We start from the raw sequence: 16,865 nt of genomic DNA, 5'->3' as shown, positions 1-16,865 counted from the left end.
AGAATTTAGAATTGATGCAAAAACACTCACGTAAAGAAGACTGGATAGCGATTCTTACTGGCACCTTTATCGTCGCTCAGGGGATATTCTTTCTTCAGTCGGCTCAACTTTTGACTGGCGGTACGACAGGTCTCGCCCTTCTTATGAGCCAGTTTGTACCGATTTCTTTTGGTACGCTTTATTTCGCCCTAAACAGCCCGTTTTACCTACTTGCATGGAAACGCTTTGGTAAACGCTTTGCTGCCAGCAGCGCCATCTCTGGTGCCTTGGTGTCTATTATTACGGACAACATGCATCGAGTGGTCACGCTGGATAACGTCAATACCATATACTGCGCAATTGCCGGTGGCTTATTGATGGGTCTTGGTATGCTGATTCTCTTCAGACACCGCTCAAGCCTAGGTGGCTTTAATGTGTTGTGTCTGTTTATTCAGGACAAGTTTGGAATATCGGTTGGTAAAACACAGATGGCAATTGATTGTGCCATTCTTATTGCATCGTTCTTCTTTGTGTCGCCGTCGATTATTGGGATTTCGATTCTTGGTGCGGTGATGTTGAACTTGGTGTTGGCGATGAATCATAAGCCGACTAGGTATGTGGTGACGTATGGGTGAGGTGGGTGTTTTTACTCATTTTACTCGCTTCGCTCGTTTACCCCTCCTAGCCTCCCCTTATAAAGGGGAGGAACTACTGGCTCGCTATCGCATCGCCTTATGAATCTGTGCAATGTTACGCTAGTAACGAGCACTGGTTCTCCCCCTTAATAAGGGGGAGCTAGAGGGGGGCAAGCTCTTGATCTTAGCTCTTGGCTCTTGGCTCTTAGTCTTTATCAACCAACAACACCAACGTCTCATAAGGCCTCAAAACCACCTCACCTGTCAGTTCAACCTCACCAACAACCCCATAGTTACTCAACACAGCACGACTCACCAAACCATCAAACTGCTCCGGCAACACCACGCGAGTCTCCTCACCATAATAGTTGTTCAAACACAGCAGCATCGCCTCCTCACTCTCACGCAAGTAACCGTGAACCTGAGCATGCTCTGGGAACAAGTCCACATAGCTACCGTCAGTAATCACCGCTAGCTGCTTACGAAGCGCGATAAGCTCTTGGTAGAAGTAGAATACTGACCGCTCATCTTCAACCGCTGCCTCAGCGTTGATCTGAGGATAGTTTTCCGCAACGCCAATCCAAGGTGTACCTTGGGTAAAGCCAGCGTGTTTGCTGTCGTTCCACTGCATCGGTGTACGAGAGTTATCACGAGATTTCTGTCTCAGGATAGCCATCATATCCTCATGAGAGGTATCGCCCTGTTCCACCATCAATTGATACATATTAAGGCTTTCGACATCCCGATACTGACTCATCTCGGTGAAACCTGGGTTAGTCATGCCGATCTCTTCACCTTGGTATATGTAAGGTGTTCCTTGCATTAGATGAACAGACGCTGCCAACATTTTTGCTGACTCGGTTCGATATTGCTGATCATTACCAAGACGACTCACTACGCGAGGTTGGTCGTGGTTACACCAGAATAGCGCCCCCCACCCTTGACCATTTAGGCCTGTCTGCCAGTGGTTGAAAATCTGTTTTAGCTGCAGGAAGTCAAAATCTGCCTTCGTCCACTTGTCACCATTGGGGTAATCCACTTTTAGGTGGTGGAAATTGAATACCATCGAAAGCTCTTTGCCATCCAGTGAACTGTACTGCTGACAATGCTCTAGCGTCGTAGACGACATTTCACCAACGGTTACCGAGCCGTACTTCTGGAATACCGCTTCACTGATTTCCTGTAAATACTCATGAACGCGCGGACCATCGGTGTAAAAACGGCGGCCATCACCAATATCATCATCAGCGAAGTCTTGCTGTTTTGAGATAAGGTTGATCACATCCAGCCTAAAGCCATCCACGCCTTTCTGTGCCCAGAACTCGATGACCTGTTTTACTTCTTCGCGAACTTTTGGGTTTTCCCAGTTAAGGTCAGCCTGCTCTTTGGCAAATAGGTGCAGATAGTATTCATCGGTGGCCTCATCTAATGCCCATGCAGAGCCACCAAACTTTGACTGCCAGTTGTTAGGTAGTTTGCCTTCGTTGGGTTTCCAGATGTAGTAGTCGCGGTACGGGCTTTGTTTGTCCCCTAATGCTGACTGGAACCACTGATGTTCGGTTGAGGTGTGATTCACCACAATATCCATAATGATGCGGATACCTTTCTGATGGGCAGCCGCGAGCAGCTCATCAAAATCTTGCATGGTGCCAAAGTCAGGGTTGATGGCATAGTAGTCTGAGATGTCGTAACCGTTATCTATCATTGGTGAGGCATACACTGGAGTCAACCAGATGGCATCGACACCTAGCTTCGCCAAGTAATCAAGCTTCGAGGTAATTCCTTTGATATCCCCCATCCCTTTATCACTGCTATCACAAAAACTCTTCGGATAGATTTGATAAATCGTGGCTGTTTTCCACCAGTCTTTTTGAGCAGTTTGACTCATAGGTTTAATCTCACTTACCAATTTGGAAATTCGTCAAAATAAAAAGCAAAGAAGTGGCTCAAGATGAGCCACTAATGGGGGTTACGCGCTCGCAAGCTCTAGCTCACCTTTTGATTGAGCGCGTTTGTACAGGAACAAAGTAAGCATAATCGGCACGGCCATTGCGACTAACATCGCCATGAGATACACCATCCAATATTGAGGCTGAATCGATAGGATGCCCGGTAGGCCACCGACACCGATACCGTTCGCCATCACCCCAGCGCTACCACAGATAGCGGCTGCAATCGCGCTACCAATCATTGCGCTCAGCATTGGGAACTTGTATTTGAGGTTAATACCGTACATAGCTGGCTCAGTGACGCCTAAGTAAGCTGAGATAGCGGCCGGAACTGAGATATCACGCTCACCCTCACGCTTACTGATAATGATGATGCCAACAACCGCAGATGCTTGAGCGATATTAGACAGAGCAATCAGAGGCCAGATTGGCGTGCCGCCTAGGTCTTGCATCAGCTGAAGGTCAACTGCATTGGTTGTGTGGTGGATACCAGTAATCACCAATGGTGCGTACAAGAAACCAAACACCATAGAACCCAGCACCGCAAAATCACCCGTCATCGCTGCTTTTGCCGCAAACGCAACGCCATCACCTAGCACGCGACCAAACGGACCGATGAAGGCGTGAGCAAGAATGACCGACAGAATGATTGAAACGAATGGCACCACAACCAGATACAGGTAGCTTGGGACAATTCGTTTTAAGTTAGTTTCAATAAGCGCTAATGCCACGCCCGCCAGCATCGCCGGGATAACCTGGGCCTGATAACCCACCTTCTCAATCACAAACAATCCGAAATCCCAAACCTCTGGCACTTCTTTACCAATGAGATAGGCATTCATCAGTTGAGGCGATACCAAGGTCACACCCAGCGTGATACCAAGAATTGGCGTACCGCCCAGCTTCTTCACCGTAGACCAACACACGCCAACCGGTAGGAAGAAGAAGATCGCCTCACCAATTAGCCACAAGAACGAGTGAACGGTTGCCCAGAACTGGCTGATTTCCACTAAGGTTTTGCCATCGAACATACGGATGTCGCCGATAACGTTGCGGAAACCAAGAATCAAACCACCCGTGATAATCGCCGGCAAAAGGGGAACAAAAATTTCGGCTAGGTGCGAAATACCACGCTCTAGAAAGTTCATGTTCTGACGAGCAGCCAGCTTAGCATCGTCCTTAGACGCCGCTTTCTTGCCTGCTGAGTCAATCAACATTTTGTAAACTTCGTCGACCTCAGTACCAATTACCACTTGGAACTGACCGGCATTGGTAAAGCAGCCTTTAACAATCTTGAGGCTTTCTAATGCCGACTTATCGGCTTTATCGGTATCGTTAAGAACGAATCTTAAGCGAGTTAAACAGTGGCTAACACTGGCAATGTTGTCAGCGCCGCCAACACCGTCGATGATCGCTGCAATGTCTTGCTGGGCTATCTTGCTCATCGTTTGTACACCTTTTACTGATATAGAGACGTAGGGTTAAGACGTCTAGGTCCATTTGTCTCGTTGTATTAATAATATCGCAACATGCGAATGGGAACATTCCCAAAAGTTACGCAAAGTGTGCCATGGAATGATTCAAACAAAAATGGGAACAGTCCCATTAATTGAGTGTGATCACAATAATTGTTGATAAATGCGCCAAGTTGATTAAGGGAGCTACTAAGAAAAAGAAGCCGTGATTACACCGCTTCTTGCGTGAGATGAGAGATAGTTTTATTACCAGTAAGCTGACTTATCAATAGGTTAGCTGCCTTCTCTCCCGCTTGCTGATAGCCAGGATCAATGCTGTAGATATTCGGGAACAGGAAAGATAAGAGTTCATTACCGCCAACGCCCGTCACCACAATATCTTCTCGGCCAAGCTCTTGTAAGCGTTTGATAGTGCCAAGCGCTAAGGTATCACTGGCACACACGATAGCTTGAAGTGAGTCCGTCACTACCTCATCAACAAGCTGGTAGGCACTCTCATGATGAAGTTCACCGGTACGATACTCGGCATGCTGATCATTATCATCACACCACTTTTGAAATGCGTTGAGGCGAGCCAAGCCAGTGGTTTTATCCTTAGGATCGACACCAATGTAAGCAAGCTGATTGACGCCTTGTGCCTGCAGTTTATTCAAAACCGCTCGGATTAATCCGTGATTGTCGTAGTTGATAGAAGAAACTTGATCGGTATCCATAGCGATGACGACGACCTTCTCCTGCCACTGAGACACTTTGTCGATATCAAGCTCAGTAAAACCGAACACAATGACACCTTCAACGTTGCGTTTACGCAGTACGCTCAAGTGTTCGTTGGTTTTCTCGGGATCGAACTGACTCTCCATGATCACCACATCGTAACCTGCCGAGTAAAGCACATTAAGCATGCTGCTCACCGCTTTGTTCTCAGAAGGCGAGTCGAGACGAGAGATAATGACACCTATGACCTTTTGCACGCCGCCCCCACGCATCGATTGCGCCGACTTGGAGGGCACATAGCCATGCTCTGCAATCACACGCTCTACTTTCTCGCGGGTTTCGGGTTTTACTTTAGGATCGTTAGTCAGCACTCGAGAGACGGTAGATTTACCGACTCCCGACAGCTTAGCAATATCAAGTATGGTGAGTTTTTTGCTCATGGGTGTCTAAAAGGTTCAATATCCGTTTTTTGGTACGCTTCGCGTAGTCATCATGCAGCTTTTATCGGTTTCACCGGCAATGGTAAGCATACCCTCTCTGCCTTTACTAAACAGCTCAACCTCAGACTCAGCTTGCGACTGGCCATCGAGTGAGTATTTGGTGCCAGATGCAGAAGGGACACGATGCAGATGATACTCTTCGCCATCAATGAGTAGCAGAACCTGCTCGCTCGATAACTGGGTTACCTGAAAGCTCTGGTTATCGCACTGATACTGAAGAACATGATACGGGTTTTGAGGCTCTGCCTGTTCTTTGCTACTGCACGCTGTCAAACCACCCGCCATAAACGCGGCAACCAATCCGTATTTAACGTAAGTATTCATAATGACTCCTTTTGGGTCGACTGATTACTTAGCTAAGTATTGCGGCACATCGCGGATACTATCAAGTACCACAGTTGCGACAGACTCACCGCGCTCAGTCACCGGCTTGCCAGTACGCACTAAGATCTTGGTACCAACGCCAGCTGCTTCAGCTGCCATCATATCTTCGGCTTTATCACCGACCATGACTGAGTTTTCCATATCAATCTTTAGGAAATCACGAGCAGAGATAAACATGCCCGGCTTTGGTTTACGGCAGTCACAATCTTGCTTGTAATCACCAATGCCATACTCTGGGTGATGTGGACAGTAATAGATACCATCGAACTCAACGCCATTATCAGAGAAGTTCCAATCCATCCACTGGGTTAGCGAAAGGAAGCGATCTTCGGAGAACATACCGCGAGCAATGCCTGATTGGTTGGTCACCAACACTAGCATATAGCCCATGTCCTGCAGTTTTTTCGTCGCTTCAAAGACGCCTTCAACATACTCAAAGTCGTGTTCATCGCTCACATACCCGTGATCGACGTTGATGACGCCATCACGATCCAAAAAAACAGCTGGTTTTGCCACAGTTCACTCTCTTGTTATAGATAGGTGCTAATAAACTGAATTATTACACGCTTTTATAGTCACGGCACTATGAAAATGCCGTTTAGACGTCTAGACGTAAAAATATCTATTGACACTAAAAGGTGAAAACCATAGCATCTTCTATCAATTGAGATGTAGTTCAAACTTTTATGCTACTCACGGACTTCAGGTTGCTTAGATGATCGAAATTAATCAAGTAAACAAAGTGTTTTATCAAGGCGCTAAGGAAATCAACGCCTTGGCAGACATCAATCTGCATATCGCAGAAGGCACCATCTTTGGTGTGATTGGCGCCTCTGGTGCGGGTAAGAGTACGTTGATTCGCTGCGTAAACATGCTTGAAGCGCCAACGTCAGGTGAAGTCATCGTTGATGGTGTTGACCTGACTAAACTGTCTAAATCAGAGCTTTCAGAAGCGCGCCGTAACATCGGCATGATTTTCCAGCACTTTAACTTGCTTTCATCTCGCACCGTATTTGAAAACGTCGCACTGCCACTTGAGCTTGCTGGCAAAGAGCGCTCGCACATCGAAACCAAAGTGACGGATCTTCTAAAGCTCGTTGGTCTGGCAGATAAGCGCGATACCTACCCAGCCAATCTAAGTGGCGGTCAAAAGCAGCGTGTTGCGATTGCTCGCGCACTGTCGTCAGACCCTAAAGTACTGCTTTGTGATGAAGCCACCAGCGCACTTGACCCTGCGACGACACAATCGATTCTTGAACTACTGAAAGAAATCAACCGCAAGCTAAAGATCACCATGCTACTGATCACTCACGAAATGGACGTGGTAAAAAGCATCTGTCATGAGGTCGCGATCATTGGCGACGGTCGCTTGGTTGAAAAAGGAACCGTGGGTGAAATCTTTGCTCATCCAAAAACCGAGCTTGCACACGAGTTCATTCGTTCAACACTCGATCTATCGATTCCAGAAGACTACCAAGCAAGGCTGAAAGCTGAGCGTGTGGAAGGCAGCTACCCGCTTGTTCGCTTAGAATTTACCGGTGCTACTGTAGACGCGCCGCTAATGACGCAAATTGCACGCAAGTACAATATTGATGTCAGCATCCTGAGTTCCGATCTTGATTACGCGGGCGGCGTAAAATTCGGCATGATGGTGGCAGAGCTGTTTGGCAATGAGCAAGACGACAACGCGGCAATTCAATATCTTCGTGACCACAATGTAAAAGTAGAGGTGCTTGGTTATGTCCTTTAACACTGTCACAGACTGGTTATCTCTAAACAGTAACCTACTATTAGGAGCAACATGGGAAACCCTATACATGGTTGCAGTAGCAGGTGTGGTTGGCTTCGCCGTGGGTATTCCACTGGGCGTTATTCTGCATACCACTAAAAAAGGTGGCTTGCTAGAAAACACGCGTTTAAACAGTGTGCTCGGTGCCATTGTTAACGTCGGTCGCTCGGTACCATTCTTAGTATTGATGGTAGCGATCATTCCACTGACTAAGATTTTGATTGGCACCTTTATCGGTACTACCGCAGCAATCGTTCCACTGACAGTTGGCGCGATTCCATTTGTGGCACGTCTTATTGAGGGTGCACTACTAGAGGTTCCAACAGGTCTGGTAGAAGCGGCACAATCTATGGGCGCAACACCATACCAAATCATTACTAAGGTACTGCTTCCAGAAGCATTACCTACGATTGTCAATTCGGTGACAATCACTCTAGTGACCCTAGTAAGCTACTCAGCAATGGCGGGTACCGTCGGCGGTGGCGGTCTAGGTGACGTAGCCATTCGCTATGGTTTCCACCGATACGATGTGACCATTATGGCCGTGACCGTAGTGATGCTTATTGTATTGGTACAAATTATTCAGTCTATCGGTGATGCCGTTGTTCGCCGCGTAGACCACAGATAATCGAGATTTTAAGATTTATAACAAGGAGAGAGTCATGAAATTCAACGTTAAGAATTTACTCGCAATTGCAGCCGCTGCATCAGCACTTATTCTATCTGGCTGTGGTGAAAAGAAGTCGACACCAGCAAGATCAAAGTCGGTGTAATGGCAGGTGCGGAAGCACAAGTTGCAGAAGTCGCTGCAAAGGTTGCTAAAGAGCAATACGGTCTAGACGTTGAGCTAGTCACCTTCACTGACTACGTAACACCAAACGCAGCGCTTGATGATGGCTCTATTGATATCAACGCATTCCAGCATAAGCCATACCTAGACCAACAAGTAGCGGATCGTAACTACAAGCTGACTATTGCAGGTAACACCTTTGTATACCCAATCGCGGGCTACTCAAAGCAAGTAAAGTCTGTCGATGAAATCCAAGACGGCGCGCGTATCGCAGTGCCAAACGACCCAACAAACCTAGGTCGCTCTCTACTGCTACTTGAGCAGCAAGGTCTACTGACTCTGCGTGAAGGTGTGGGTCTACTGGCGACAGTTCGTGATATCGAAGAAAATCCAAAGAACATCACTATCGTTGAGCTAGACGCAGCACAGCTACCACGCTCTCTTGATGACGTAGCGCTATCTATCATCAACACAACTTACGCAAGCTCTATCGACCTAACACCTCAACGCGATGGTGTGTTCGTTGAAGACAAAGAGTCTCCATACGTCAACCTAATCGTTGCGCGTGAAGACAATGTGAACGCAGAAAACGTTCAGAACTTTGTTAAAGCGTACCAGACGGAAGATGTGTACAACGCAGCCTCTGACATCTTCAAAGGTGGCGTAGTTAAAGGCTGGTAATCTCACCTCCTTTGCACCAAGCATCAAAAAGGGGTTGAAGCTAAGCTTCAACCCCTTTTGTATTTTCACCCGATAAGTCTGTTTACTTTAGATGATCCCAAGAAATATTGGAGACGATTCGGCATGAGTCGCACTTGAAGTAAAAGATGTCGTGTAGCGGCTCATCAAGCAACCACTCTCCACCACATTTCGGGCACTTACGTGCTTTTTCTTCCTCAAGACTCTTACCGCCTACCTTGTACAAATAGTAGTACGTTGGGATTTGGGTAATGTACTCGATACGACCGCGAATATCCCAGCCACGACGGAACAGGTCACTGCCTACCTCAGACAGCTCTCGCAGCGCAGCGTGCTCGGCTTTACAACCGCCCGCCATCTGAATTTCATCGCACGCTTGCCACTCTGTTTGCCATTTAATCACCGACTTGTGATCGCCATTGAGTGTTGGCGGGTTACGATACAGCGGGATCGGCAACAAGGTTTCACCACTTCGAAGCGGTGAACAGGTGTGCACATAGGTGGTGTACAGCACTTGCCAGCTCGGCGTTTCATCTTCTGCTGCCTGCTCTGAATTGATATCACGACCAAGAAGGCGAACCTTCGGCGCCAGTAGACACGCATCCGACAGACGCTTTAAGCACACTTTTACGAAGTCTGAGTGGTTACTAGGATGTAAGCTGTCTTGCTCAGGGCATACTGCGCGAACGAAGAACTCCCCCTCGCCCATCACCACCGGAAACTCGCGACCTAACACTTGACCGTTATAGCGCAGCGCGTCCATTAGACCGTTAATGCCCTTCTCGACCGCACTGATCGTGGTGTTGTCAAAACACTCAAAATGAAGCTCTACCACATACATAATTAAACGTCAGGCTCCAGACCGTTAAGGAATGTCTCGATATCTTCAGCAACCACATCGCGGCGATCGGTCCCTAGGCGCTCAAGAATCACGTTACCAGTAATGTTACAGATAGAAATCACATCCATATCTGCATCGGTTGCCGCAATGAATACGGTTGGCTTGAGCTTAAGACGGCGCTGCGTCACCAGGTGACCCAAGATGTTCTCTTGCAGACGAGTGAAATCATCATCGCTCCACACTTGCAGCAGCGTGAGTTCGTTACCTTGCCATGTGGCATTCATGTCTGCGCTGTACTGGTGTCCGTAGAAAGCTTTAATGTCATCGTGTAGCGTTAACTCTATCCCTTGCTCGATGTTTTCCAAACGCTCAGGAACGTCACGGACGCAGGCACGCCAATACACCGATTCGTCATCTTTGCGGTCAATACAAGGGGACACCAAACCGTGAAGCTCTTCACTGGCCGGTAGTGTTTGATGCTTTTCTTGCCAAGCCTGTTGATAGCGCTTTGAAAACGCCTCTAAAGCTTGCTGTACACTTTGATTCATATGCTCTCCACTCATCCTTCAATTGTTCGGCGATTTCCGAGCACAAAGGATGACAGCTATTCGGGGATCTCGTAAAATTCGTTTTATTCTAATCGAAATATCACACAATTATGAGCAAATATTCCAACGCGAAAGAGCTTTCGGGGCTCACTCTGGGTCAAAAGACCGATTATGCCAACCAGTATGACGCTTCGCTTTTGCAACCTGTACCACGAAGCCTAAACCGTGACGACCTTGAACTCGGTGATAGCTTGCCATTCCAAGGCTGTGATATTTGGACTATGTATGAGATTTCTTGGCTCAATGCCAATGGCTTGCCACAGGTCGCTGTGGGTGAGGCTTACATCCCTGCAACCAGTGCCAACCTTATCGAATCTAAGTCATTTAAGCTGTATCTCAATAGCTACAACCAAACGCGATTTGATTCATGGGATGAGGTGCAAAACACCATAGCTGGCGACCTATCAAACTGCGCTGGTGAAACCGTAACCGTAAAACTTATCCCAGTGGGCGACTTTGAAAACACTCAGATCGTGGGCATGAAGGGCGAGTGCATCGACAACCAAGATATTCGTATCGACAGCTACGACTTCGACGCGGCGCTACTTGAGGGTGCTGCAGGAGAGGAAGTGGTTGAAGAAGCGCTGCACAGTCACCTGCTAAAATCCAACTGCCTTATCACTAATCAACCTGATTGGGGCAGTGTCGAGATCCAATATCACGGCGCAAAGATCGACCGTGAAGCCCTACTACGCTACCTAGTTTCATTCCGTGAACATAATGAGTTCCACGAGCAGTGTGTTGAGCGTATCTTCACAGATATCATGGCGTACTGTAAGCCAACAGAGCTAACCGTGTATGCTCGCTACACGCGTCGTGGTGGTCTGGATATCAACCCTTACCGCTCAAACCAAAACAACGCACCGGCTCACAACTTGCGCATGGCAAGACAATAAGCACTCACTATTAGGGAAAATGGACGACTTCATGGGCTCAAGAATTTGGATTGTATTCGCGCTGGTTTGCTCGGTAATGTCAGGCATGGCCAATGCCAACACCACCTTTACCTCACCAATCCTGGTCGAGGCAGACAAACTGGTCGAGATTGAGCCCGCGAAAGCCCTAGAGATCGCCAACAACTACCTGACCAATCGAACATTTGCAGAGCCGAATGATGACAGGCTACCGAAACTGGCGCGTGATGATACCGACCAGCGTATTCGCACACCACTTAGCAGTGTCAACGCGCTCATTATCGTAGCGCAGGCTCAGTTTAATCTCGGTGATAAACAAGCAGCGCTGCAAACCTTGCAGCTTGCTCAAGCGATGACAGAAAAGTATCAGCTACTCTTTCTGGCTCTGGACGTTCGCATCCTAAAAACTCGTTTGCAGTGGCTAACCACTGGTGAGGGTGCAAAAGCACTCAACGCGCTAAAAGACGTAGAGCGCGACCTAGATTCAATACGCAAAGGGCAAAGCATCGCCAATCGCACCAGCTATCGCATCAAGATTCTGCAAGCTGAGATTGCCTCTGCAGAAAACGAATATGAGCTCGCAGAGCAGATGTATCAAAGCGCCAAAGCGTTTGTTCCACAGGAGAAACTCTCCAAATGGCAAATTGATTTCCATACCGTTTATGGCAACCATTATCTTCGCTACCGCCGCTACAACGAAGCGCTGTCTGAGCTGCTCCTTGCGTATTGGTCTGCAATTGAGCTCAACAGCAGTGACCAACTTGCCCATATCAACCAGCTTCTGGCACAGCTTTTTATGCAACGACAAGTGCTCGATAAAGCACTTGAGCACCTGTCTCAAGCTGCGGACTTTTACGGTAATTACCCAGAGTCACCAATCCTCGCCGATGTCTTGAAATTGATGGGCGACATCTACTTCTTGCAAGGCAAATACAACCTAGCTCTGGTTCACTACTTCAACGTGATCGATCACAAGTCGACCGGTAAAAATATTCAAAAGGTGATTGATATTCGCCTTAGCCTTGCTTCGACTTATTTACAGCTCTACAACTACCCATTGGCAGAGCAGTACCTGGTGCGTGCAGAAAAGCTGCTTAACTACTCAGATTTACCAGCGCTAAAAGCACGAGCTGCGTTACTTGACGCAGGCCTCGCCTATCATCAGCAAGAGAACGAGAAAGTACTCGAGCAGGCACAAAAAGCGTTAGAGCTTAGCCAATCTCTGCAGCAAACCTCTCTTGAACAGCAGGCCTATCAACTGCTTGCGCTAGGTTATGAGCAAAAAGGAGATTTCAAGAATGCTTTGGTCAACATCAAAAAAGCCAACTCGCTTCGTATCTACCAGCAAGACCAGCTAAACCAGATCAGCGAAGAAGCCTTTCGTAAGCAGAAACAGTTTGTTGAGCAAGGCCTGCATTACGATATTCAAGAGCAAGAGTTAGGTGAAGCGACAGAGAAGCAAAACAAGTTCCAGAAAGTCGCGTTGGGGCTGTTCTGTGTTGCTGCGTTACTCGCGCTCATCGTGATGCGCCTCAGTTACGTGTATCGCCGCAACAAAACCGAGCTTCACGAGCTTAACGAAAACTTGTTCACACACGCTCGCTCTGGATTACCAAACTTGCGCCTACTCAATGCCAAGTTACCAAACTCACTGCAACGCACTCAGCGTTACTTTGAGCAGTGGCAGGTGGGTGAGCTTATCAACGAACCATTGAGTGACCGACTGCGGTTTGTCATGATTGACCTCCCTTTCCTACGCAATATGTACCTACAAAACGGTTACAAAGCCGGTCTTGAGCTTGAACGCGCATTTGGTGACTTTATCCGTAGCAAGGTTGAATCACCTGCTCGTATTTATCACTTTTCCGATGCCAACCTGCTTTACATCGAGCCAAGCATTAAGCCAAGGACCGCTGAAAGCCTCTTTGATGAGATCCAAAGTTGGGTGAATGAGTTTGAGCAAGAGCGCAAGATGAATCGCATCGTACGTATTGGCATGGCCAACTACCCGTTCCTGCCTCGCGCTTACACGGCTATCAATGACAAAGAATTGCTCGACATTCTATTGGTAGCGACGCATATGGCGCGTGATGTCAGTATGCGTGAGAGTCAGAGTCATTGGGTCTATCTAAAAGCAATCGACAATGCACCGGCAGCGAGTCTTGCGACCGACAATATCCGACAAGCGTGTCGCACAGCGATAAAACAGGGGCTTATTAAAGTTCATTCTTCTTCCCAGAATGAGGACGGGTTCAAAAAATCGTTGATGAATGGGTAAAAAAACGGCACTTGAACATTGAATTACGTGACGTTGTGATGTTTTTTGATATTATCGATCAATACATCAATAAGATTCCCATCTAGTTTGTTTTTATAGGATTTATGAGCTCACAGGATAGCGAGACATTAGAGCATCTCCATCAGCTGAAAGTACAGTTGGAGCAATTACGTTTAGCTCAGCGCGACGCTTCGCTCAAATCGCGTCGTGAACAAACTATCCTAAAACGTTTCATTTCTACGTTGAGTAACACTCATATTGGTTCCCACTCGCGAATTGATGACAAACTGATTGAACTCCGCCAAGAGTTAGAGCATAACAAAGACATTAGTTCTTTAGTGCCCAAGTTTGCCATCTTGGAGCGCTTGATTGGTCAAAGGGCTGCCACGATGGAAAAACAACACGTTTCACTAGAGGAACAGACGCGTCGCAGTGGCGAGACCCTGCAGCGCATCAGCGGTCTGCCTGCTCAAATCAAACGTGACCTTCGCAGTGTCCTAGCCTATAACGACAAAAGCTCACTCAAACTTACCGATAACGCCGTTAAGCTGCTCGCCATCTATGAGCGCGCGGTAAAAATCATCACTTCAAACTCTGCGCTGGCCTCAAAAGAGCCAGAACCCAGTGAGAACAGTGGTATTTTACTGAGCTTGAACGACGAGCTACAGAACCTCATTACCGAGCTGGATTTCGATGGCGAGCCGGGTGAACAGCTGTTTGAGATCCGCTATAAGCTACTCACCGACTCGACGGGAAATCAGCTTTTAGAACACACGCTGCAAGTGCTGAGACTGGTGATTGACGCCACCAAATATGAACGTAGAACCTCTCAGCAGTTCCTGGAACAGGTCAACGGGTCACTTTCCTCCTCTCTTAAAGGCAGCTCGCAAAATCTAGACCAAAGCCAAATCTACTTTGAACAGCGCCAAAACATGAGCCAGGAGTTACACGCCCTAGTATCGAGCGGCAAACGTGGCATTGAGTCGGTTAAAGATTTGGATGAAGCCAAAAGAGCAATGAATCCATTGTTTGCCCAACTGGCCTCTCTGACCGAACGACTGCAACATGCAGAGGTGAGAGAAGCTGCTCTACTGGATCAGATGGCTCACAACAAGAATCAGCTCGAGTCGTTATACGACACCACGCAAGACTACCGACGTCGACTAGAAGATCAGTCGCAACGCATGCTGCTTGATCCACTCACCAAGGTATACAACCGCACAGCGCTGGTCGATAAGTTGGAGATTGAGTACCGCCGCTGGCTAAAAAGCCAACACCCACTATGGGTTGTCGTCTTTGATATCGACAAGTTTAAAAGCATCAACCACAACTTTGGTTACAGTGCCGGTGATAAAGCTCTGAAAATCATAGCGAAAACCATTGCCAACACGGTCGACAAAACCGACACCGTTGCACGATTCTCAGGTGAAGAGTTTATTCTGATCATGCCAGAGCAAAACGAAGCGACCAGCCTAGCTAAAGTTCGTGAAATTCAAACTAAGATCAGCAACTTACCGTTTAAGTTCCGCGACCAACTGATCACCATTACCCTCTCTGCGACCAGCGCGGTGTTTACACAAAACGATACACCTGACGACGTGCTAGAACGCCTGCACAAAACCCTATCCCATACCCAAAAGCTTGGTCCAAACCAGTTGGCTTGGAACCCATAATCTCATCATATTTTTCAGATAGTTATAGCAACATAGCTAACATTTGCTAGTCTAATAGATAGTCGTGTACTTTAATCTCTAGAGAAAACTCGTATTAAAGACTCGACCAATAACAATAACAACGAACCAAAACAAAACCTGCGACCTCAATTCAGTGGGCATTCCATCACCCTACTCTCCCTTGCCCAACACAGAACGTCGCGGCATTCGGTTCTAGATAAGGAATTTGCTTATGATCACTCACATTAGTCCCGCGGGCAGTATGGACCTTTTGTCTCAACTGGAGGTTGAGCGCCTTAAAAAGACCGCGTCTAGTGACCTATACCAACTGTATCGCAACTGTACGCTGGCGGTACTCAACTCCGGTAGCCACACTGACAACTCAAAAGAGCTACTGGATAAACACCAATCGTTTGACGTTAACGTTATGCGCCGTGAGCGTGGTATCAAGCTTGAGCTAACTAACCCGCCAGAGCATGCATTCGTAGACGGTCAAATCATCAAGGGGATTCAAGAGCACCTGTTTTCAGTTCTACGTGACATCGTCTACGTCAACATGCACCTTGCTGATAACCAACGCCTCAACCTAACCAACTCTACTCACATCACCAATCTAGTATTTGGTATTCTTCGTAATGCAGGCACTCTGATCCCAGGGATCGATCCAAACCTGATCGTCTGTTGGGGCGGTCACTCCATCAACGCCACCGAGTACCAATACACGCGTGAGGTTGGTAACGAACTCGGTCTTCGTGAGCTAAACATCTGTACCGGCTGTGGACCAGGCGCAATGGAAGGGCCAATGAAGGGGGCGGCCATTGGCCACGCCAAACAGCGTTACACCCACCAGCGTTATTTGGGACTAACTGAACCCTCTATTATCGCCGCTGAGCCGCCAAACCCTATCGTCAATGAATTGGTCATCATGCCAGATATTGAAAAGCGTCTTGAAGCGTTTGTGCGTATTGCTCACGGTATTGTGATCTTCCCTGGTGGTCCTGGCACAGCAGAAGAGCTGCTCTATATTTTGGGTATTATGATGCACCCAAATAACGCTGAACAGCCAATGCCTATCGTATTGACGGGGCCGAAAGAGAGTGAGGCATACTTCCGCTCCATTGATGAGTTTGTTCGAGCAACACTGGGTGAAGAAGCCACTAAATACTATGAGATAGTCATCGCTGACCCTGAAAAAGCCGCCAAGATAATGAAACAGGCAATGCCAGCGGTAAAAGAGCACCGTAAGAAAAATGGCGATGCATACAGCTACAACTGGTCATTGCACATCGAGCCAGAATTCCAGCTACCATTCGACCCAACCCATGAGAACATGGCTGGACTTGATCTGCACATGAATCAGCGACCAGAGAACTTGGCGGCAGCGCTGCGTCAGGCCTTCTCCGGCATTGTTGCAGGTAATGTGAAAGCCGAAGGCATTCGTGAAATCGAAAGACATGGTCCATTTACCATTGATGGTGACAAAGCCTTGATGAAGAAAATGGACAAACTACTGAGCGATTTTGTGACTCAGCAACGCATGAAACTACCAGGCTCTGAGTACATTCCGTGTTATCGCATCGCTAATGGCGAATAAAACCTGAAACTCAGTAGCGTTTTATTTACAATAAAGCCACGTT

General features: G+C 47.6%; 14 protein-coding genes and 1 pseudogene. 8 read left to right on the top strand and 7 right to left on the bottom strand.

Features of this window, described 5'->3' with window-relative positions; translation table 11 throughout:
• Positions 1 to 14: 14 nt before the first annotated feature.
• Positions 15 to 614 (top strand): YitT family protein, encoded by a 600-nt coding sequence (locus AC6I8U_RS03480; RefSeq protein WP_498017760.1) that lies wholly within the window; start codon positions 15 to 17, stop codon positions 612 to 614.
• 205 nt (positions 615 to 819) lie between these two features.
• Here the strand turns inward: AC6I8U_RS03480 and treC are convergent, their stop codons facing one another.
• The 5 genes from treC to gmhB form a co-directional block, all read right to left on the bottom strand.
• The gene (gene treC / locus AC6I8U_RS03475) at positions 820 to 2,502 is read right to left on the bottom strand and encodes an alpha,alpha-phosphotrehalase (RefSeq protein ID WP_498017759.1); all 1,683 of its coding nucleotides are present in this window, start codon (positions 2,500 to 2,502) and stop codon (positions 820 to 822) included.
• 81 nt (positions 2,503 to 2,583) lie between these two features.
• Entirely contained in the window at positions 2,584 to 4,008 is a 1,425-nt protein-coding gene (gene treB / locus AC6I8U_RS03470; protein ID WP_234495299.1) for a PTS trehalose transporter subunit IIBC, read from the bottom strand.
• 239 nt (positions 4,009 to 4,247) lie between these two features.
• Positions 4,248 to 5,192 (bottom strand): trehalose operon repressor TreR, encoded by a 945-nt coding sequence (treR, locus tag AC6I8U_RS03465; protein WP_498017758.1) that lies wholly within the window; start codon positions 5,190 to 5,192, stop codon positions 4,248 to 4,250.
• 15 nt (positions 5,193 to 5,207) lie between these two features.
• Positions 5,208 to 5,576 (bottom strand): MliC family protein, encoded by a 369-nt coding sequence (locus tag AC6I8U_RS03460; protein ID WP_498017757.1) that lies wholly within the window; start codon positions 5,574 to 5,576, stop codon positions 5,208 to 5,210.
• 24 nt (positions 5,577 to 5,600) lie between these two features.
• The gene (gene gmhB / locus AC6I8U_RS03455; protein ID WP_498017756.1) at positions 5,601 to 6,152 is read right to left on the bottom strand and encodes a D-glycero-beta-D-manno-heptose 1,7-bisphosphate 7-phosphatase; all 552 of its coding nucleotides are present in this window, start codon (positions 6,150 to 6,152) and stop codon (positions 5,601 to 5,603) included.
• A gap of 199 nt (positions 6,153 to 6,351) precedes the next feature.
• On the opposite strand from gmhB, the gene metN reads away from it, so the two are divergent.
• The 3 genes and pseudogenes from metN to metQ all read left to right on the top strand — a co-directional run bounded on the left by metN (position 6,352) and on the right by metQ (position 8,896).
• Entirely contained in the window at positions 6,352 to 7,386 is a 1,035-nt protein-coding gene (gene metN / locus AC6I8U_RS03450; RefSeq protein WP_498017755.1) for a methionine ABC transporter ATP-binding protein MetN, read from the top strand.
• Positions 7,376 to 8,053, top strand: a complete 678-nt coding sequence (locus AC6I8U_RS03445; RefSeq protein WP_234495296.1) for a methionine ABC transporter permease — start codon at positions 7,376 to 7,378, stop codon at positions 8,051 to 8,053. Before metN ends, AC6I8U_RS03445 begins: the two co-directional genes overlap by 11 nt.
• A gap of 34 nt (positions 8,054 to 8,087) precedes the next feature.
• Positions 8,088 to 8,896, top strand: a pseudogene (gene metQ / locus AC6I8U_RS03440) (methionine ABC transporter substrate-binding lipoprotein MetQ).
• Positions 8,897 to 8,978: 82 nt separating this feature from the next.
• On the opposite strand, the gene AC6I8U_RS03435 reads toward metQ, so the two are convergent.
• Both AC6I8U_RS03435 and syd read right to left on the bottom strand, forming a co-directional pair.
• The gene (locus AC6I8U_RS03435) at positions 8,979 to 9,755 is read right to left on the bottom strand and encodes a Zn-ribbon-containing protein (RefSeq protein WP_112459632.1); all 777 of its coding nucleotides are present in this window, start codon (positions 9,753 to 9,755) and stop codon (positions 8,979 to 8,981) included.
• A 2-nt stretch (positions 9,756 to 9,757) separates the two neighbouring features.
• On the bottom strand, positions 9,758 to 10,303 hold the full coding sequence (gene syd, locus AC6I8U_RS03430) for a SecY-interacting protein (RefSeq protein WP_498017754.1): 546 nt from the start codon (positions 10,301 to 10,303) through the stop codon (positions 9,758 to 9,760).
• Positions 10,304 to 10,413: 110 nt separating this feature from the next.
• On the opposite strand from syd, the gene queF reads away from it, so the two are divergent.
• The 4 genes from queF (at position 10,414) to ppnN (ending at position 16,822) form a co-directional block, all read left to right on the top strand.
• Positions 10,414 to 11,259, top strand: a complete 846-nt coding sequence (queF, locus tag AC6I8U_RS03425) for an NADPH-dependent 7-cyano-7-deazaguanine reductase QueF (protein WP_498017753.1) — start codon at positions 10,414 to 10,416, stop codon at positions 11,257 to 11,259.
• Between the two features lie 31 nt (positions 11,260 to 11,290).
• Complete coding sequence (locus AC6I8U_RS03420) at positions 11,291 to 13,555, top strand: tetratricopeptide repeat protein (RefSeq protein WP_498017752.1); 2,265 nt, start codon at positions 11,291 to 11,293, stop codon at positions 13,553 to 13,555.
• A 104-nt stretch (positions 13,556 to 13,659) separates the two neighbouring features.
• A complete protein-coding gene (locus AC6I8U_RS03415) occupies positions 13,660 to 15,228 on the top strand; it encodes a GGDEF domain-containing protein (protein WP_252012290.1) in 1,569 nt (522 codons plus the stop codon).
• A gap of 232 nt (positions 15,229 to 15,460) precedes the next feature.
• The gene (ppnN, locus tag AC6I8U_RS03410) at positions 15,461 to 16,822 is read left to right on the top strand and encodes a nucleotide 5'-monophosphate nucleosidase PpnN (protein WP_394150762.1); all 1,362 of its coding nucleotides are present in this window, start codon (positions 15,461 to 15,463) and stop codon (positions 16,820 to 16,822) included.
• Positions 16,823 to 16,865 lie beyond the last annotated feature (43 nt).

This window comes from Vibrio sp. KUL80, assembly GCF_059725495.1.
The sequence above is the reverse complement of the archived record's forward strand: the minus strand, read 5'-3'. Positions and strand labels throughout refer to the sequence as shown.